Source organism: Telluria sp. LT2P80, assembly GCF_059685955.1.
Genome location: NZ_JCASIO010000007.1, coordinates 16,070 through 34,958, shown reverse-complemented (window position 1 = coordinate 34,958; position 18,889 = coordinate 16,070). Strand labels below are relative to the sequence as shown.

General features: G+C 64.9%; 19 protein-coding genes. 10 read left to right on the top strand and 9 right to left on the bottom strand.

From position 1 onward, the window contains the following. Positions 1-3 precede the first annotated feature (3 nt). From AC56LW_RS17615 to hutC, 5 genes are all read right to left on the bottom strand, one after another. On the bottom strand, positions 4-273 hold the full coding sequence (locus AC56LW_RS17615) for a type B 50S ribosomal protein L31 (RefSeq protein ID WP_183556195.1): 270 nt from the start codon (positions 271-273) through the stop codon (positions 4-6). 188 nt (positions 274-461) lie between these two features. After that, positions 462-1,724, bottom strand: a complete 1,263-nt coding sequence (rho, locus tag AC56LW_RS17610) for a transcription termination factor Rho (protein WP_183556196.1) — start codon at positions 1,722-1,724, stop codon at positions 462-464. A 148-nt stretch (positions 1,725-1,872) separates the two neighbouring features. Then, a complete protein-coding gene (gene trxA / locus AC56LW_RS17605) occupies positions 1,873-2,199 on the bottom strand; it encodes a thioredoxin TrxA (protein WP_183556197.1) in 327 nt (108 codons plus the stop codon). 233 nt (positions 2,200-2,432) lie between these two features. Then, positions 2,433-2,837 (bottom strand): response regulator, encoded by a 405-nt coding sequence (locus tag AC56LW_RS17600; protein ID WP_332532171.1) that lies wholly within the window; start codon positions 2,835-2,837, stop codon positions 2,433-2,435. 86 nt (positions 2,838-2,923) lie between these two features. After that, positions 2,924-3,664 carry a histidine utilization transcriptional repressor HutC gene (hutC, locus tag AC56LW_RS17595; RefSeq protein ID WP_499636431.1) on the bottom strand — a complete coding sequence of 247 codons (741 nt, stop codon included), beginning with the start codon at positions 3,662-3,664 and terminating at the stop codon, positions 2,924-2,926. 124 nt (positions 3,665-3,788) lie between these two features. Between hutC and ada the strand changes: the two genes are divergently transcribed. From ada to hutI, 8 genes are all read left to right on the top strand, one after another. Beyond that, on the top strand, positions 3,789-4,892 hold the full coding sequence (gene ada / locus AC56LW_RS17590; RefSeq protein WP_499636429.1) for a bifunctional DNA-binding transcriptional regulator/O6-methylguanine-DNA methyltransferase Ada: 1,104 nt from the start codon (positions 3,789-3,791) through the stop codon (positions 4,890-4,892). Positions 4,893-4,989: 97 nt separating this feature from the next. After that, positions 4,990-6,657, top strand: coding sequence for an amidohydrolase (locus AC56LW_RS17585; protein ID WP_499636428.1), 1,668 nt, complete (start codon positions 4,990-4,992; stop codon positions 6,655-6,657). A 181-nt stretch (positions 6,658-6,838) separates the two neighbouring features. Beyond that, positions 6,839-8,548 carry a urocanate hydratase gene (gene hutU, locus AC56LW_RS17580; protein ID WP_499636426.1) on the top strand — a complete coding sequence of 570 codons (1,710 nt, stop codon included), beginning with the start codon at positions 6,839-6,841 and terminating at the stop codon, positions 8,546-8,548. A 4-nt stretch (positions 8,549-8,552) separates the two neighbouring features. Then, positions 8,553-10,097, top strand: a complete 1,545-nt coding sequence (gene hutH, locus AC56LW_RS17575; protein ID WP_499636424.1) for a histidine ammonia-lyase — start codon at positions 8,553-8,555, stop codon at positions 10,095-10,097. Positions 10,098-10,115: 18 nt separating this feature from the next. Beyond that, entirely contained in the window at positions 10,116-10,904 is a 789-nt protein-coding gene (gene hutG, locus AC56LW_RS17570) for an N-formylglutamate deformylase (protein ID WP_499636422.1), read from the top strand. Then, on the top strand, positions 10,901-12,259 hold the full coding sequence (locus AC56LW_RS17565) for a formimidoylglutamate deiminase (protein ID WP_499636421.1): 1,359 nt from the start codon (positions 10,901-10,903) through the stop codon (positions 12,257-12,259). Before hutG ends, AC56LW_RS17565 begins: the two co-directional genes overlap by 4 nt. A 12-nt stretch (positions 12,260-12,271) precedes the next feature. Then, a complete protein-coding gene (locus AC56LW_RS17560; RefSeq protein ID WP_499636420.1) occupies positions 12,272-12,886 on the top strand; it encodes a HutD/Ves family protein in 615 nt (204 codons plus the stop codon). After that, on the top strand, positions 12,879-14,081 hold the full coding sequence (hutI, locus tag AC56LW_RS17555; RefSeq protein WP_499636417.1) for an imidazolonepropionase: 1,203 nt from the start codon (positions 12,879-12,881) through the stop codon (positions 14,079-14,081). The genes AC56LW_RS17560 and hutI overlap by 8 nt, the downstream gene beginning before the upstream one ends. A 248-nt stretch (positions 14,082-14,329) precedes the next feature. Here the strand turns inward: hutI and AC56LW_RS17550 are convergent, their stop codons facing one another. The 4 genes from AC56LW_RS17550 to AC56LW_RS17535 all read right to left on the bottom strand — a co-directional run bounded on the left by AC56LW_RS17550 (position 14,330) and on the right by AC56LW_RS17535 (position 17,300). Beyond that, positions 14,330-14,821 (bottom strand): GNAT family N-acetyltransferase, encoded by a 492-nt coding sequence (locus AC56LW_RS17550; RefSeq protein ID WP_183556207.1) that lies wholly within the window; start codon positions 14,819-14,821, stop codon positions 14,330-14,332. Then, positions 14,818-15,756, bottom strand: a complete 939-nt coding sequence (locus AC56LW_RS17545) for a DMT family transporter (RefSeq protein WP_499636415.1) — start codon at positions 15,754-15,756, stop codon at positions 14,818-14,820. Before AC56LW_RS17545 ends, AC56LW_RS17550 begins: the two co-directional genes overlap by 4 nt. 81 nt (positions 15,757-15,837) lie before the next feature. Beyond that, the gene (locus AC56LW_RS17540) at positions 15,838-16,284 is read right to left on the bottom strand and encodes an Mpo1 family 2-hydroxy fatty acid dioxygenase (protein ID WP_499636413.1); all 447 of its coding nucleotides are present in this window, start codon (positions 16,282-16,284) and stop codon (positions 15,838-15,840) included. Between the two features lie 62 nt (positions 16,285-16,346). Beyond that, entirely contained in the window at positions 16,347-17,300 is a 954-nt protein-coding gene (locus AC56LW_RS17535) for a LysR family transcriptional regulator (RefSeq protein WP_499636411.1), read from the bottom strand. Between the two features lie 140 nt (positions 17,301-17,440). On the opposite strand from AC56LW_RS17535, the gene AC56LW_RS17530 reads away from it, so the two are divergent. Both AC56LW_RS17530 and AC56LW_RS17525 read left to right on the top strand, forming a co-directional pair. Then, entirely contained in the window at positions 17,441-17,659 is a 219-nt protein-coding gene (locus AC56LW_RS17530; protein WP_499636409.1) for a hypothetical protein, read from the top strand. Then, positions 17,656-18,501 carry an alpha/beta hydrolase gene (locus AC56LW_RS17525; RefSeq protein ID WP_499636407.1) on the top strand — a complete coding sequence of 282 codons (846 nt, stop codon included), beginning with the start codon at positions 17,656-17,658 and terminating at the stop codon, positions 18,499-18,501. Before AC56LW_RS17530 ends, AC56LW_RS17525 begins: the two co-directional genes overlap by 4 nt. Positions 18,502-18,889: the final 388 nt, after the last annotated feature.

Here is an 18,889-nt window from a genome sequence, read left to right as displayed (position 1 = left end):
CAATTAGCCGTTGGCGACCGAAGTCTTCGAACCAACTGCGCCGAATTTCTGGCGGAACTTCTCGACGCGACCGGCGGTGTCGACGATCTTGTGCTTGCCGGTGAAGAACGGGTGCGATTCAGCCGACACCTCGATCTTGACCAGTGGGTATTCTTTGCCTTCGTGTTCGATCTTGTCGCGGGTGTTGATGGTCGAGCGCGTGATGAACTTGAAGTCGCACGACACGTCATGGAACACGACGTCGCGGTATTCTGGGTGAGTTTCGGTCTTCATGGTCTTGCTTTCTATAGAGTTGGTAGCCAAACAGCACTTCGTCGGTCGTCTCGCTTCTTGACCCGATTGCCGATCACTTGCCAGGGTTGGGCAGAACCGGCGATTATAAATAGGTTTTCAGCTTCCGGCAATGCCCAACAAAAAAGGCAGCCCGAAGGCTGCCTTTGCGCGTACTGCGTTGCGGTGGCTTAGCCGCCGCGGCGCATCATGTCGAAGAACTCCACGTTGTTCTTCGTTGCGCGCATCTTGTCGAGGATGAATTCCATCGCTTCGATTTCGTCCATCGAGTACAGCAGCTTGCGCAGGATCCAGATTTTCTGGAGCTGGTCCGGCTTGATCAGCAGTTCTTCGCGACGGGTGCCCGATTTGTTCAGGTTGATCGACGGATAGACGCGCTTTTCGGCCAGACGGCGCTCGAGGTGCACTTCCATATTGCCGGTACCCTTGAATTCTTCAAAGATCACGTCATCCATGCGCGAACCGGTTTCGATCAGCGCAGTCGCGATGATGGTCAGCGAGCCGCCTTCTTCGATATTGCGGGCCGCACCGAAGAAACGCTTCGGACGCTGCAGTGCGTTGGCGTCGACACCACCGGTCAGGACCTTGCCCGAGGCAGGGATCACGGTGTTGTAGGCGCGCGCGAGGCGGGTGATCGAGTCCAGCAGGATCACGACGTCCTTTTTCATTTCGACCAGGCGCTTGGCTTTTTCCAGCACCATCTCGGCAACCTGCACGTGGCGGGTTGCTGGTTCGTCGAAGGTCGAGGCGACGACTTCGCCGCGCACCGAACGCTGCATCTCGGTTACTTCTTCCGGACGTTCGTCGATCAGCAGAACGATCAGCGTGACGTCGGGGTGATTGGCCGTGATCGCATGCGCGATGTGCTGCAGCATGACCGATTTGCCGGACTTCGGCGACGCCACCAGCAGGCCGCGCTGGCCCTTGCCGATCGGCGAAATCAAATCGACGATGCGGCCGGTGATGTTTTCGGCGCCGTTCATGTCGCGCTCGAGACGCAGCGGCTCGTTCGGGTGCAGCGGCGTCAGGTTCTCGAACAGGATGCGGTGCTTCGAGGCTTCTGGCGATTCGCCATTGACCTTGTCGACCTTGACCAGCGCGAAATAGCGTTCGCCATCTTTTGGCGTACGCACTTCGCCTTCGATCGAGTCACCCGTATGCAAATTGAAACGACGGATCTGCGACGGGGAGATATAAATGTCGTCGGTCGAGGCCATATAGCTCGCATCAGGCGAGCGCAGGAAACCGAAACCGTCCGGCAGCACTTCGAGAGCGCCGTCGCCGAAGATCTGCTCACCGCCTTTTGCGCGCTTTTTCAGGATTGCAAACATCAATTCCTGTTTGCGCAGGCGGGCTGCGTTGTCGATATCGAGGCCGATTGCCATTTCCAGCAGCGCGGAAACGTGCATCGCCTTCAGTTCAGATAAATGCATGTGTTTGGGTAACCCGTGACGGGTAAAAAAGGTAGGGGAGGGAACTGCGTGGGTTAATCAAGGCGGGAAGGTGGCGATGGGCCGTGGGCCCTCCCGGCCGGGAGGCGATGACGCGGGCGCGTCGTCGCCGCTTATTGTATCAGCTGAATCAGATGTTGCTGTCGATGAACGCAGTCAGTTGGCCTTTTGCCAGTGCGCCGACTTTCTGCGCAGCGACTTCGCCATTCTTGAACAGGATCAGGGTCGGGATGCCGCGGATGCCGAACTGGGCTGGGACAGCCTGGTTGGCGTCGACGTCCATCTTGGCGATCGTGATCTTGCCGCCGTATTCCTTGGCGACTTCTTCGAGGATCGGGGCAATCATCTTGCAAGGACCGCACCACTCGGCCCAGAAATCGACCAGCACCGGCAGCTCGGATTTGAGCACGTCGGATTCAAAGGATGCATCGCTGATGTGTTTGATGTTTTCGCTCATGGTTTCCTCGATAAGAGGTAGTAACTGTGATTAACGCCTTGAGACAGGACATGCGGAACGTCTCGACCGGCTACCGGGTATCTTCCTGTGTTGCTTAATATTGTTACTACACAATGGTGGAGGCACTGTGTGCGAATTTCAATATTGGAAGAACGGCTAGAGGGTGTCAGGCGGGGAATGAGCCGAATAATACCGCATTTTTTTGAAAAGTGTTTAGCCGGTTGTACAAAAATTCAACAGGCCAGCGCTGCGCGCAACTGGTTTTGTTCGAGCGGCTTGCGAAATGAACCGACGACTTGCAGCCCCAGTGCACGCGCCAGTTCGCCAGCCGCTTCGCGCACGCCGTCTTCAAGCGCCGAAATCAGGATCACCTTGCCCTGATACCCTTGCGCCGCAGCGGCTTGGAGGAATTCGATACCGTCCATTTCCGGCATCATCAGGTCGCAGATCAGGACATCGGGCATGGATTGGGCGAGGTGCTGCAGTGCGTTGCGCGCCTCGGTCTCGAGCACGACCGTATTCGGCCCGCATGCGGCCAGCATTTCCCGCATCATTTCCAGCAGCAGCGGATCGTCGTCGAGCACCAGCACATGCAAGGGCGCTTCCGGGGCTGGCGCGTTGGCGGCTGGCGATGGCATGGTCATACCCGACGGGGAAGGTGATGGCTGGTCCGCCAGATGGCCAGAGTGTGGCATGGTTTATTGTCTGTTCGAATAATTAATTGCTACACGCTGCCCGTGAAGCGCGTCAGGTGGCCCGGATGCCACATCGTGGCCACCGAGGCAATACGGCCGGCCGATGTCGTGCGCCGATGCAGCACCAGGCACGGCGCGCCGGGCGCGATGCCAAGATGCCTGGCCGTGTCACCCGATGCCGGCAGGGCCTCGATCGTATACGTCGCGCCCTGTAGCGGCGCGCTCACCATCAGGTGTTCATTGGGCGTGATGCTGGAAAAATCCTGTTCCAGGTAGGCCGGGGCACAGGTTGGATTCACCCAGCGGTCTTCAAACTGGATCGGCACGTCATTCTCGAAGTGGACGATCAGCGAGTGGTACAACGTGCTGCCCGCTTCGAGCGCGAATTCGGCCGCCAGTCCATCGTCCGCCACGCCGGCCGCCAGCACCAGCACGCGGCTGGTGTGCTGCTTGCCGCGTTCGCGGATCTCGTCGGCGATGTTGCGGATCTCCACCAGCGTGGCCTGGTACTTCTGCGGCGCGACATACGTGCCCGAGCCCTGGCGTCGCACCAGGACGTGCTCGGCGGTGAGTTCGCGCACGGCGCGGTTGACCGTCATGCGCGAGACGCCGAACAGGCGCACCAGTGCCTGTTCGGACGGCACCAGGTCGCCTTCCTTCCAGCGCCCGGTCGCGATTTCGCCGACCAGGTAATCCTTGATTTGCCGGAAAATGGGTGCTTTGTCCGGGGGGCTGTCTTGCAGGGGATCGTGTGTGGTCCTTGGGTCCAAGCGGTTCTCCGAAGTGACGGCCTGTCTGACCAGCCGAGATTCTAGCATTCGATTCGAAAGCAAGACCCGGCGTGCATAGCACCAGGCATAGGGCTACGATAGGCTTGCCGCCTGACCCATGGAGATGAACATGACCATTCCCACCGATGCCAATGCCGATGCCGGCGCCGACAGCGCCGATCTGCGCTGGGCCGCTGTGCAGCAGCGCGACCCGGCCTTCGACGGCCGCTTCGTGTACTCGGTGCGCACCACCGGCGTGTATTGCCGGCCGTCGTGTCCATCGCGCGCGGCGCGGCGCGCCAACGTGGCCTTTCATGCGGACCCAAATGCCGCCGAAGCGGCCGGCTTTCGGCCCTGCCTGCGCTGCGCGCCGCATTTGCCGCCGCTCGCCGAGCGCCAGCGCGAAGCCGTCGCGCGGGTGTGTCGCCTGATCGATGCCGCCGACGAAGCGCCTGACCTCGACAGCCTGGCGCAGGCGGCCGGCATGAGCCGCTTTCACTTCCACCGCGTGTTCAAGGCGCAGACGGGGATCACGCCGAAAGCGTATGCGGCCGCGCGGCGCGGTGAGCGCGTACGGCGCGGGCTGGCGCAGGGCGCGCCGGTGCTCGACGCGCTGTTCGACGCCGGCTACGGGTCCAGCACGCGTTTCTATGCGGGCGCGCAGGCGGTGCTGGGCATGGCGCCGGCGCACTACCGGGCCGGCGGGCGCGGTGAGACGATCCGCTTCGCCATCGGGCAGTGTTCATTGGGCGCGATCCTGGTGGCGGCGACCGCGCGCGGGATCTGCGCGATCCTGATCGGCGACGCGCCGGCGCCGCTGCTGGACGATCTGCAGGCACGCTTTCCGCAGGCCACGCTGGAAGGCGCCGACGCTGCATTCGGGCAGACCGTGGCGCAGGTCATCGCGCTGGTCGAAGCGCCGCGCATCGGTTTCGAACTGCCACTGGACGTGCGCGGCACTGCATTCCAGCAGCGCGTGTGGCAGGCGCTGCGCAGCATCCCCGCCGGGCGCACGGTCAGCTACGCCGAGCTGGCCGTTATCGTCGGTGTGGCCGGCGGCGCGCGCGCCGTGGCCGGGGCCTGCGCCGCCAATCCGGTGGCGTTGGCGATTCCCTGCCACCGCGTGGTGCGCACGGGCGGCGCGCTGTCGGGTTATCGCTGGGGGATCGAGCGCAAGCGCACGCTGCTCGAACGGGAACAGGAGCAGGTTGCATCCAACCCGGATTGAACGGGCGCTGGTGCTATGCCGGGCATGCAAATTTCGATACACTCTGCCGAGCTGCGCCCACGAGGCGCGGGATCCCAACCGACGGAGAAAACCACGCATGCGCGCCCGCTTGACCCCCCTGTGTTCCCTGATCGTCCTGGCCGTTGCCGGCAGCCTGCCAGCCCACGCCGCGACCCTGATCGACAACGCCAACGGCTATACCCTCAATACCAAGGGCGACCTGGTGCAATTCACCGCGCTCGCGTTTGACGATGCCGGTCGCATCATCGCCGTGGGCGCCAGCGCGGATGTCGCGGCCAAGGCCCCGCAAGCCAAACGCATCGACATGGGTGGCCGCACGCTGCTGCCTGGCCTGATCGACGCCCACGGCCACGTGTTCGGCCTGGGCCAGCAACTGACGCAGCTCGACCTGTTCAACAGCACCTCGCTGGCCGGCGCGCTCAAGTCGATCGGCGAGTACGCAGGTGCCAATCCGGGACACCCATGGCTGCGCGGGCGCGGCTGGAACCAGGAAAACTGGAAGCTGGGGCGTTTCCCTACCGCCGCCGAACTCGACGCCGTCGTCAGCGACCGGCCGGTGTGGCTCGAACGCGTCGACGGCCACGCCGGCTGGGCCAATAGCCGCGCGCTGGCGCTGGCCGGCATCACGAAGGCCACGCCGGATCCGGTCGGCGGCAAGATCGTGCGCGACGCGAATGGCGAAGCGACCGGCGTCCTGGTCGATACGGCGCAAGACTTGCTGACCAAGGTGCTGCCGCCGCAGACCGGGGCCGAATCGCGCACGATCCTCGACCGCGCCCTGAGCGAACTGGCGCGCGTGGGTCTCACCAGCGTGCACGACGCGGGCGTGGACGTGACCCAGGACCGCCTGTACCGCGCCTACGCCGATGCGGGCAAGCTGACGACGCGCGTGTACGGCATGATCGGCGGCGCCGGTGCGGATTTCGATGTGCTGGCCAAGAACGGCCCGCTGAACGACTATGGCAACGGCATGTACGCACTGCGCGCCGTGAAGCTGTATTCGGACGGCGCGCTGGGTAGCCGCGGCGCAGCGCTGATCAAGCCATACAGCGATGACGCGCATTCGCACGGCCTGCTGTTCTTCAAGAGCGGGCAGATGGATACCATGATGACGAAGGCGATGCGCCGCGGTTACCAGGTCAATGTGCATGCCATCGGCGACGCTGGCAACAAGCAGATCCTCGACATCTACCAGAAAGAGGTGTCCGCAACGAAGAGCGCAGCGCAGCGTCACCGCATCGAGCACGCGCAGGTCGTGCAGCCGGGCGACATCCCGCGCTTCAAATCGATCGGCATCATCCCGTCGATGCAGCCAACCCACGCGACGTCCGATAAAAACATGGCCGAGACCCGCGTTGGTCCGGAGCGCATCAAGGGCGCGTATGCCTGGCGCACCTTCCTGCACCAGGGTTCGCGCATCGCCTGCGGCTCGGACTTCCCGGTCGAAGCGCCGAACCCGTTCTTCGGCCTGCACGCCGCCGTCACGCGCCAGGATGCGCAGGGCCAGCCGGTGGCCGGCTGGTACCCGAACCAGGCGATGTCGCTGAAAGAGGCATTCCGCTGCTTCACGCTCGACGCCGCCTACGCCGGTCACCGCGAAGACAGCCTCGGTTCGCTCGAAGCCGGCAAGCTGGCCGACTTCATCGTGATCGACCAGGACTTGTTCAAGATGCCGACATACGACATCCACAAGACCGGCGTGCTCGAAACTTGGGTGGCGGGCAAACAGGTCTTCAAAAAGTGAATTGATAGGGTTGTATAGACAACCTGAATAAGGTACCGTGGACGCATTCTGCGTTCACGCGGGGACGGTTGGCGCCAACCCATTCGTAGGGTGGACGGATTCTCCGTCCACGCGGTGATGGTTGGCAGCCAAGTCATCCGGCAAGCACGCGGAGCCCCATCCCTGACCCGAAGGAGCCGCCATGTCCCAAGATGCCAGTCTCATCGACGATCCCCGCTTCGACCCCTCGCGCGTGATCCAGGCCCCGCGCGGCACGACGCTCAGTTGCAAGAGCTGGCTGACCGAAGCGGCCTACCGCATGATTCAAAATAACCTGGACGCCGAGGTCGCGGAAAACCCGCAGCGCCTCGTCGTCTATGGCGGCATCGGCCGCGCAGCCCGCAACTGGGCCTGCTACGACCAGATCCTGGCCAGCCTGCGCGAGCTCGATGACAACCAGACCCTGTTGATACAGTCCGGCAAGCCGGTCGGCGTATTCCAGACCCACCCGGACGCCCCGCGCGTGCTGCTGGCGAATTCCAACCTGGTGCCGAAATGGGCCGACTGGGCCCACTTCAACGAGCTCGATCGCCGCGGCCTGTTCATGTATGGCCAGATGACGGCCGGCAGCTGGATCTACATCGGCACGCAGGGCATCGTGCAGGGCACCTACGAAACCTTTGCCGAAGCAGGGCGCCAGCACTTTGGCGGCGACATGCTCGGCCGCTGGATCCTGACGGCGGGCCTGGGCGGCATGGGCGGCGCGCAGCCGCTGGCGGCGAGCTTCGCCGGCGCCGTGTCGCTCACCATCGAATGCCAGCAAAGCAGCATCGATTTCCGGCTGCGCACGCGCTACCTCGACAAGCAGGCGCGCGATATCGACGAGGCGCTGGCGATGGTGCAGCAGCACACGGCGCAGCGCGAGGCGGTCTCCATTGGTCTGCTCGGCAACGCGGCCGACGTGCTGCCGGAACTGGTGCGCCGCGCCCGTGCCGGCGGCATCAAGCCCGACCTGGTGACCGACCAGACCTCGGCCCATGACCTGATCAACGGCTACCTGCCAAGCGGCTGGAGCGTGGCCGAGTGGCAGGCCGCGCAGCGCGATCCCGGCCAGCACGCGCGCCTGACGCGCGACGCGGCGGCATCCTGCGCGCAGCACGTGCGCGCCATCCTCGACTTCAGGGCCATGGGCTGCCATGCGGTCGACTATGGCAACAACATCCGCCAGGTGGCCAGGGACGAAGGCGTGCAGGATGCGTTCGAGTTCCCGGGTTTTGTGCCGGCGTATATCCGGCCGCAGTTCTGCGAAGGGCGCGGCCCGTTTCGCTGGGTGGCGCTGTCGGGCGACCCGGAAGACATCTACAAAACGGACGCCAAAATCAAGGAACTGTTCCCGCACGACGCGCGCGTGCACCGCTGGCTCGACATGGCGCGTGACCGCATCGCGTTCCAGGGCCTGCCGGCGCGCATCTGCTGGCTGGGCCTGGGCGAGCGCCATCTGGCGGGCCTCGCGTTCAACGAGATGGTGCGCACGGGCGAACTGAAAGCGCCGATCGTCATCGGGCGCGATCACCTCGACACCGGCTCGGTCGCCAGCCCGAATCGCGAAACCGAAGCGATGCGCGACGGGACCGACGCCGTATCCGACTGGCCGCTGCTCAATGCGCTGCTCAACACGGCCGGCGGCGCCACCTGGGTCTCGTTGCACCATGGCGGCGGCGTGGGCATGGGCTATTCGCAGCACTCCGGCGTCGTCATCGTGGCCGACGGCACCGATGCCGCCGCCAAGCGCCTGGCGCGGGTGCTGGTCAACGACTGTGGCTCGGGCGTCATGCGCCACGCCGACGCCGGCTACGACACCGCCATCGACTGCGCCCGGCGCAATGGCCTCAATCTTCCGATGATCAAATAAATCCATGAACGAATTCACTCTGCACCCCGGCCAGCTGACCCTGGGCGACCTGCGCGCCGCCTGGAGCGCGCACGCACCATTGACCCTGGCCAGCGCGGCCTGGCGCGACATCGTCGCATCCAGTGCGGCCGTCGCCGCCATCGTCGCCAAGGGCGATCCGGCCTATGGCATCAACACCGGCTTCGGCATCCTGGCCAAGGCCCATATCCCGGTCGAGCAACTGGCCACGCTGCAGCGCAACCTGATCCTGTCGCATGCGGTGGGTACGGGGCCGCTGATCGACGACCAGATTGTCCGCCTGATCCTGCTGACCAAGATCGGCAGCCTGGCGCGCGGCTACTCGGGCGTGCGCCCACTCATCGTCGAGACGCTGATTGCGCTGTACAACGCCAACATCATGCCGGCCATTCCCGTACAGGGCTCGGTCGGCGCGTCGGGCGACCTGGCGCCGCTGGCGCACATGACGCTGGCCATGCTGGGCGTGGGCCAGGTGCGCCACAACGGCGTGCTAGTCGACGCCGTCGATGCGCTGGCGGCAGCCGGCATCGAGCCGGTCGTGCTGGGCGCAAAAGAAGGCCTGGCGCTGATCAACGGCACGCAGGTCTCGACCGCACTGGCGCTGCACGGCCTGTTCCTGGCCGAGCGCCTGCTCGAAGCGGCGCTGGTCACCGGCGCATTGTCGGTCGACGCCGCGCGTGGCAGCGATGCACCGTTCGATGCCCGCATCCACGCCGTGCGCGGGCAGCCGGGCCAGATCGCGGCAGCGGCCATCTACCGCGAGCTGGTGGCCGGCAGTGCGATCCGCGCCTCGCACCTGGTGGGCGACGAGCGCGTGCAGGATCCGTACAGCCTGCGTTGCCAGCCGCAGGTGATGGGCGCCGTGATGGACCTGATCGGCAATGCCGGCCGCACGCTGCTGATCGAGGCGAATGCAGTCACCGACAATCCGCTGCTGTTTACCGACGGCGAGGCGGGCAGCGTCATCCTCTCGGGCGGCAACTTCCACGCCGAGCCGGTGGCGTTTGCCGCCGATTCGCTGGCCTTGGCCATCGCCGAGATCGGCGCCCTGGCCGAACGCCGCATCGCGCTGCTGATCGACGCCAACCTGTCCGGTCTGCCGGCGTTCCTCGTGCGCGAGCCGGGCCTGAATTCGGGCTTCATGATCGCCCACGTGACGGCGGCGGCGCTGGCGTCCGAAAACAAGTCGCTGGCCCATCCCGCCAGCGTCGACAGCCTGCCGACGTCGGCCAACCAGGAAGACCATGTCAGCATGGCCACCTTCGCGGCGCGCCGTCTTCACCAGATGGCGCACAATACCTGCGTGATCGTCGGCATCGAACTGCTGGCCGCATGCCAGGGCATCGAGTTCCACCGTCCGCTGCGCAGTTCGCAGACGCTGGAATCGGTCCATGCGCAGTTGCGCGAGCAGGTCGCGCCATATGATGCCGATCGCTTCTTTGCGCCGGACATCGAGGCGGCGCGCACGATGGTATGGCAGGGCGCGCTGTCGGCCTCGTGCAAGGCGCTGTTTTCGGCGCTGCATCCGTAAATCGACCAGGGAGTTGCGATGGAATTCCGGTTCAAGGCAGGCAGGCTTCCCATGCTGGTATCGATGCCGCATGCGGGCACCGATATTCCCGACGAGGTAGCGCACACGCTGGCGCCGTGCGCCGCGGCGCGCGCCGACACCGACTGGCATTTGCCCGAGCTGTACGGTTTTCTGGAAGAGATGGGTATCTCGACCATCTCGGCGCGCTGGTCGCGTTACCTGATCGACCTGAATCGCCCGCCCGAAAACACCAACCTGTATCCGGGCCTGGACACCACCGGCCTGTGCCCGCTCGACACGTTCGGGCGCGAGCGCCTGTACCGCGACGGCATGGAGCCCGATGCGGCCGAGGTGCAGCGGCGCCTGGCGCGCTACTGGCAGCCGTACCACGCGCAGTTGCGCGCGGAGCTCGACCGCCTGAAGATGGAGCACGGGCGTGTGGTGCTGTGGGATGCGCACTCCATTGCCTCCGTTGTCCCGCGCTTTTTCGAGGGCACGCTGCCCGACCTGAACTTCGGCACGGCCGAAGGCACGTCCTGCGCCCCGGACCTCGAAGGGGCGGTGCTGGGCGTGGCGCGCGCGCAGAAACGTTTCTCGATCGCGCTCAATGGTCGCTTCAAGGGCGGCCACATCACGCGCCACTACGGTCAACCGGCATCGGGCGTGCATGCAATCCAGCTCGAGAAATGCCAGTACCTGTACATGAACGAAGCACCGCCGTTCGAGTACCGGCCAGCGGTGGCCGCGACGCTGCAGCCGCTGCTGCGCGACATGGTCAAGGCCGCCGTCGACTGGGTGCGCCCATGACAGCGCTGTTCGCGCGCCACGCGCTGCTGCCGCAGGGCTGGCAGCGTGACGTGCTGCTCGAATGGGACAGCGGGGGCGACCTGACGCAGGTCGCCCCCGGCGCGCGCCCACCACTGAACGTGGCGCGCGCCGAGTATGTGCTGCCGGGGATGGTCAATCTGCATTCGCACGCGTTCCAGCGGGCGCTGGGCGGCCTGACCGAAACGGGCAGCGAAGGGCCGGACAGCTTCTGGACCTGGCGCGACCTGATGTACCGCTTCGCCGCGCGCATCACGCCGGAGGGAATCGAAGCCATCGCTGCGCAGCTGTTCGCCGAGTGCCTGCGTCATGGCTACACATCGGTCTGCGAATTCCACTACCTGCAGCGCGCTGTCGATGGCGCCAGCTATGCGCGGCCCGCCGAAACCGCCGAGCGTGTGGCCGCGGCCGCGCAACTGGCCGGCATGGGCGTGACGCTGCTGCCGGTGCTGTACAGCCACGCCGGGTTTGGCGCGCAGCCGCTTACACCGGGCCAGGCGCGCTTTCGCACCGACGTCGACGATGTGCTGGGCATCGTCGAATCACTGGCGCCGCTGCGGGGTGGCCAGCTCGAAGTGGGCGCGGCGCCGCACTCGCTGCGCGCGGCCGGCATCGATGCGATCCGCGCGCTGGCGGCCGGCTTGCCTCCCGCGCGGCCACTGCACATCCACATCGCCGAGCAAGAGGCCGAGGTGGCCCAGTGCATCGCGCACACAGGCCGGCGGCCCGTTGCCTACCTGCTCGACCAGCTCGCGCCTGATGAGCGCTGGTGCCTCGTGCATGCCACGCACCTGGACGCGGCCGAAGTAACGGCGCTGGCGGCCAGCGGCGCCGTCGCCGGCCTGTGCCCGACCACCGAGGCGAACCTGGGCGACGGCGTGTTTCCGCTGGCGCCGTACATCGCTGCCGGCGGGCGCTTCGGCATCGGCAGCGACAGCCATGTCTCGCAGAGTCCCGTCGAAGAATTGCGCTGGCTCGAATACGGCCAGCGCCTGCAGCACCGGCAGCGCAATGTCGCGCACGTGCCAGCGCAGCGCAGCGTTGGCGACTTTTTGTGGCAAGCTGCGTTGACTGGTGGCGCGCAGGCCACTGGCCGACGCGTCGGTGCACTGGAAGCAGGGCGGCGAGCCGACCTGCTGGTGCTGGATGCCCAGCATCCGAACCTCGACGGTATTGACCACGCCGAGGTCCTTGGTCGCATGGTATTTTGCGGTAACGATAACCTCGTGCGCGACGTGCTGTGCGGCGGCCGCTGGGTCGTGCAGGGCGGCCGCCACCGGGCGCAGGAGGCGATTGCGGCGCGCTACCGCCAGGCGCTCAGGGATTTGCGTTCTTAGAAAGGTGACCACATGACTGTCTTGATTCCGTTTGCAGGCCTGGCCCCGGTACCGTGGAAGAACGGCGGCGGCAACACGACCGAGATCGCGATCGGCCCGCTCGACGCCGGTTTCGACGATTTCGACTGGCGCGTCAGCCTCGCCACCATCGCCGAAGACGGCGCGTTCTCGCAGTTCGAGGGTGTCGACCGCACGCTGGCGCTGGTCGACGGCCACGGCATGACCTTGCAGATCGATGGCGAGCCGACCCTGATCACGCATGCCGAGCCGGTGGTGGCGTTCGACGGTAGCTCGGAAGTGCGGGCCAAGCTCAATCGCGGGCCGACGACCGACTTCAATGTGATGTCGCGCAGCGAGCGCTGTTATCACCAGTTCGGCCGGCGGCGCCTGAGCGGCGACTCGACCTTCATCGCGCGCGCCGAGATCACGGTGCTGTTTTTGGCCGAAGGCGACAGCCTGCAGCTGGCCAGCGACAACGAGCGCATTGGTCTCGTGCGCTACGACGCGGTGCTGCTCGACCAGGGCACCGTGTGGACGCTCGAGGCGGGGCAGGCCACCATCTATATCGTCGACGTCCACTATTACTCTGACGAGGATGATGACGACGACGCGGGGATGTATGACTGACCTGCTGCTGTCCAACGTGCACCTGGCCACGATGGACAACGGCTACGGCCTGCTGCACGACGCCGCGCTGGCGATCAAGGATGGCCGCATCGCCTGGATCGGTGCGCGACACGATGCGCCGCCAGCCGCGCGCGAACACGATTGCGGCGGCGCCTGGCTCACGCCCGGCCTGATCGATTGCCACACCCATATCGTCCATGGCGGCAACCGCAGCGACGAATGGGAAGCACGCCTCAACGGCGCCACCTATGAAGACATCGCGCGTCAGGGCGGCGGCATCATGGCCACCGTGCGCGCCACGCGCGCGCTCGACATCGATGCGCTGGTCGCGGCCAGCCTGCCGCGGGTAAAGGCATTGCTGGCCGAAGGCGTGACAACGCTCGAGATCAAGTCGGGCTACGGTCTCGCGCTGGACGCCGAAGAACGCATGCTGCGCGCGGCGCGCCGCATTGGCGAACTGCTGCCGGTGCGCGTCGTGACTACCTTCCTGGGCGCGCATGCGCTGCCGCCCGAATGTGCGGGGCGTCCGGACGACTACCTCACCGACGTGTGCGACGTCATGCTGCCGGCGCTGGCGGAGCAGGGCCTGGTCGATGCAGTCGATGCGTTCTGCGAGCGTATCGGCTTTACCAATGCGCAGACCGCGCGCGTGTTCGACAAGGCTGGCGCGCTGGGCTTGCCCGTCAAGCTGCATGCCGAGCAGTTGTCCGACCAGGGCGGCGCCGCACTCGTGGCGCGCCATGGCGGCTTGTCGGCCGATCATCTGGAACACCTGAGCGAACAGGGCATCGCTGCAATGGCGCAGGCTGGCACGGTGGCCGTGCTGCTGCCAGGCGCCTATTACTATCTGCGCGAAACGACCATGCCGCCGATCGCCGCCTTGCGCGCTGCCGGCGTGCCGATGGCCGTGGCCACCGACTGCAATCCCGGCACCTCGCCACTGACGTCATTGCTGCTGGCGCTGAACATGGCGTGCACCTTGTGGCGCCTGACGCCGCAAGAGGCATTGCTGGGCGTGACCGCGCACGCGGCGCGCGCGCTCGGTCTGCAGGACGAGATCGGCACGCTGACGGTTGGCAAGCGCGCCGACCTGGCGTTATGGAACATCGCGCGACCTGCCGATCTTGCCTACGCGATCGGTTTGAATCCCTGCCAGGCCGTCATTCATGGCGGCATCTTGCGCACCATTGGCTGAGCTTTTGATCGCCCGCAAGGCCGTCATCTGCGTTTCGGAGAAGATGAATTTCACGACATGTAAAAAAAACGGTGATCGCCGTAAGCAAATGTAAGGCTTAATCAATCGTTAAGGATCGCTGGCTATAGTCCTTCTCGTGATTCAACTTCTCCCCTCCCCATTTGCCAAAATGGGTTTGCCCACGGCGCCAACGCGTCGTGGGTTTTTCTTTGTCGGTCGGGTTTAGCGTCAGCCGAAATCAGCCGAAATCAGCTGCGTTCGGCCAGCGCCGTCAGGCTCTCGCCCGTCACGCGGCAGATGCGCCACTCGGGCATCACGTCAGCGCCCATCGCCTTATAGAAATTGATCGCAGGCTCATTCCAGTCCAATACCGACCATTCGAAACGCCCGCAACCGCGCTCGACCGCCAGCTGCGCCAGCCGCTGCAGCATGCGCGTGCCGATGTTCTTGCCGCGATGCGCCTGCTTCACATACAGGTCTTCGAGGTACAAACCTTTCTTGGTCAGGAAGGTCGAGAAGTTATGGAAGAACAGCGCGAAGGTGACGACCTCGCCGTTCTCTTCGCCAACGATGGCTTCGCACGACGGGTGGGTGCCGAACAGGCCTTCGTGCAGCAGCGCTTCGGTGGCCACGACCATGTGTTCGAGTTTTTCAAAGACGGCCAGTTCCACGATCATGGCGTGGATGTGGGTGACGTCGTCCGGACGGGCAGGGCGGATGGAAAATGGGGCAGCGGTCATGGCGATTCGATGGGATTGTTCAGGTTAGCGGATTGGACGATTTTCGGCGCGGGCGCACGCACGGCCCAGGCCACGCTCGCCAGGCACACGATCATGCCGAGAAATTCGAGCGCGCCGGGGCGGTAATCTTCGAGCAGCACCGACAGCAGCACCGACAGCACGGGCGTGACGACGGTGACATACACGGCCTTGTTGGCGCCGATGCGGGCGATCAGCGTGAAGTAGGCAAAGAAGGCGACGACGGAGCCGAAGATCGACAGGTAGAACAGGCCGGCCCAGTAGGTGCCGCTGTCGGGCAGCGTGAAGGCGTCGCCGTTCGCGAGCGACCACAGCGTGACCATCGACGCGCCCCACAGCATCGACCACGCCATCGTCAGCGGCAGGTTCGCGCACTGCTGCTTGACCTTGGTGACGACGACGCTGCCGCCCGCGCTGGCCATGGTCGCGGCCAGCGCCAGCACAACGCCGGCAATGAAGTGACCGTTGCCGCCGGCCTGGATCGCCTGCCAGGCATCGCCAATGGCGTGCCAGAACAGCAGCGCGACGCCCACCATGGCGGCCGCGCCGCAGGTCCAGGTGCGGCGGTTGATCGCTGTGCCAAAGAAGAGGCGGCTCCAGATGGGCGTCCAGAACACCATCAGCGCAAACATCACGGCCACGAGGCCGGAGACGACGTGCTGCTCCGCGTGGTAGGTGCAGATGTACGAGATACCGAAGGTCAGGCCGCCCTGCAGCGCCATCCAGCGGTGCGTGCGCCAAGGCAGGCTCAGGCGTTCGCGGCGTGCGATGCATACGGCGAACAAGGCAGCGGCGGCGAGGAAAAAGCGGTAGGCCACCGACACCGCCGGTGCGGTGTGCCCCAGTTGCAAGGTGATGGCCCAGAAGGTCGAGCCCCAGATCAGGGACGCGATGGTAAACAGGATGGGGGAAGACATCGCGGGAGTATAGATGGCCCGCCAGGTTCCTGTCGGCATCACCTCATCGACCAGCATCCCCGATGTAGTAGAAATGCAACATCACCATGCAAGCCGGATACGCCGGTACAGAATGCTCAGCACGAACAGCGGCCCGATCAGCAAGAAGCGCAGATCGTCGAAAAACGAAGGCTTCTTGCCCTCGATATGGTGGCCGATGAACTGGCCGAGCCAGGCCGCCACGAACACGCCGATCGCCGTCGGCAACACGGTCCCGTCCGGCAGCATCGCCAGTACCAGCAGCATCGCGCCGACCATCACGCCCATCCCCAACGCGAAGGCGCGCGATAGCGTGACGTAATACGCCAGCGCCGCTGCCGCCACCAGCAGCGCTACCGCGGGATGGAGCGCCCACAGGATGCCCAGCAGGCTGAACACGATTGCCGGGATGCAGACGATGTGGATCAGTTCATTGACGGGATTGCGGTGGCTTTCGCCATAGCGCGCCAGCAGGACGTCGATGGCGCGGGGCGTGGATGCGGTGTACATGGCGGCGTCTCCCTGTATTGTTGTAACGACGATTCTACCGCCGCTGTTCCCCGTGCGGCGGCCTATCGTGGCGGCAGCGCCGGCGTGGGCGCCGTGGTGTCGGCCGGCTGCACGCGCAGATGGGCATGGTTCGCGAACAGCTCGGCGATCCATTCGACGAATACCCGCACCTTGGCGGACAAATGGCGATTCTGCGGATAGACGACGTGGACGGGAATCGGATCGCAGCGCCAATCCGGCAGCAGCCGCACCATCTTGCCGGTCGCGAGCTGCTCGGACAAAAGATAGTCGGTCATATTGATCACGCCCAGGCCGGCCAGGCCCGCCTTGATATAGGCATTTGAGTCGTTGAGCGCGATGGCGCCGGGCAGCATGACCTCGATGCGCTCGCCGTCGCGGGTGAAATCCCAGCCGCTGACCTTGCCCGACTTGGACGAGAAATAATTGACGCAGCGATGGCGCTCCAGATCGTTCGGATGCAGCGGCATGCCGAAGCGCTCGATATACGAGGGCGCTGCGCAGGTGACGAAGTTGATCACGCCAACGCGGCGCGCAATCAGGTTGTTGTCGATCAGGTCGCCACCGCGCACGGCGCAATCGACGCCTTCCTCGACCAGGTCTACCGGGCGATCGGTGCTGCCCATCTCCAGCGTGATATCGGGATAGCGCGCGAAAAAATCGGGCAGGGCGGGAATCAGGATCTCGCAGGTGAGACCAGTGGGCGCATCCACCCGCAGCCGGCCACTGGGGCTGAAGCGGTGGCGCGTGAGCGATTCTTCGGCGTCGCGCACGTCCGACAGGATCCGCACGCAGCGCTCGTAATAGGCGGCGCCGTCCGATGTCACGGACACGTGGCGGGTCGTGCGATGCAACAGGCGTGAGGCGAGCGACGTTTCGAGCGCCTGGATCAGTGTCGACACCGTCGCCTTGGGCATTTGCAGCGTGTCGGCGGCGCGCGTGAAGCTGCCTGCATCGACGACTTGCACGAACACTTCCATGGCTTGCAGCTTGTTCATCTGGATTCTGACTCAAAAATAGCGCCATTGTTCAGGAATCTGAACAATCAATTCGGTATTGTCATCTTTATCCGATTGGGGATCAAGACTATTATGTGTGCATCGCAACAAAGTATTTACTTGAGAAGACGGAGCAGGACATGAGTATTCGAGATGGCATTTTTACCACGGTTGCAGTCACGCTTAGCGGCGTCGCGCTGGCGGGATTGCTTTGCACGGATGCTTACTCCCGCGCCGCCGGCGCCGAAGCACGCGGTGTGCGGGCGTTGTCGATGCAGATGCAGATGACCTGCGTGGGCGATTGCGCCGTCGTCGACGAGCGCATCGTCGAACTCGAGCTCGGGCAGGCCGCGCGATGAACACCGTGGGCGACATGCCGGACCGCGCGCTGAAAGTACGCGACCTCGAGGTCGCGGGCGCTACCGGCCCGCTGCCGGCGCGCCTGTACGCCGCTGGCCCGGCCGCCAAGCGCGACATGCTGGTCGTGTTCTACCACGGCGGCGGCTTTGACAGCGGCGACCTCGATGAGGCGGACGACTTCCTGCGCTCGCTGGCCGAATGCGATCATCTGCCGCTGGTGCTGGCGCCGAGCTACACGCTGGCCACCGTCAGCCCGTTCCCGGCGGCCGTCGAGGATGCCCACGCGGTCCTGCAATGGGCCAAGAAGAACAAGGCCAAGCTTGGCTGGAACGGCAAGCTCCTGGTAACGGCCGGCATCGAAGCCGGCGCCAACCTGGCGGCCGTCTGCGCGCTGATGTCGCGTGATCGTGGTGGTCCGGCACTCGCTGGCCAGATCCTCGTCATGCCGATGCTCGACCCGGCCCTGAGCACCGGTTCGATGCGCCAGCTCACGCAATGCTCCGACCGCGAAAAGGCCGCCACGATCTGCGCCGAAGCCTATCGCGGCTATTTGCCCCACGCAGCCGACCGCTCGCATCCGTACGCGGCGCCGCTGCATTCCAGCCGTCTGAAGAACCTGGCGCCGGCGCTGATCCTGTCGGCCGAAGACGATCCGCTGCGCGACGAAGCTGAGCTGTATGGCGCAAAGTTGATCAATGCGGGCATCTGCACCACGGTGCGGCGTATGGCGCCCGCTGATCTGCAAGACCCGAACGGCCGCAATGAATGCGCCTGCAAATGGCAGGCGATGGGCGAGATTGCCAACTTCTTGGCGCGGCTGGAAGGGCGGCAGGGGGCGTAGGGTGGGCGGGGCGTAGGGTGGGCGGGTTCCCCGCCCACGCGTGCAACGAACGATGGCGTGCCACAAAACCAGATGAATTTGAACGCGTGGACGGCGTAGCCGTCCACCCTACAGGTGTAGCCAGAGCAGTAAGTAAGAGTTCATCACAATAAGGAAGTGCTAATGCATCACAGCGCCCAGTCGCAGCACCCGCCTTGCCGATAACACACGGCCAACCGCCGGCATAAGCCACCGGCCCTACATCAGATAACAGAAATTTTTCCACGCCCTGGCGCGGAAGGGGATTCGTTTTGCCTGCGTTTCGTCTGGCCGACATGCCAGCGACGCGGGACGGGGTTCTATTGTCTTTTTTTTTCATCGTCGTACTTCATCGTTCTTAATAAAAGGG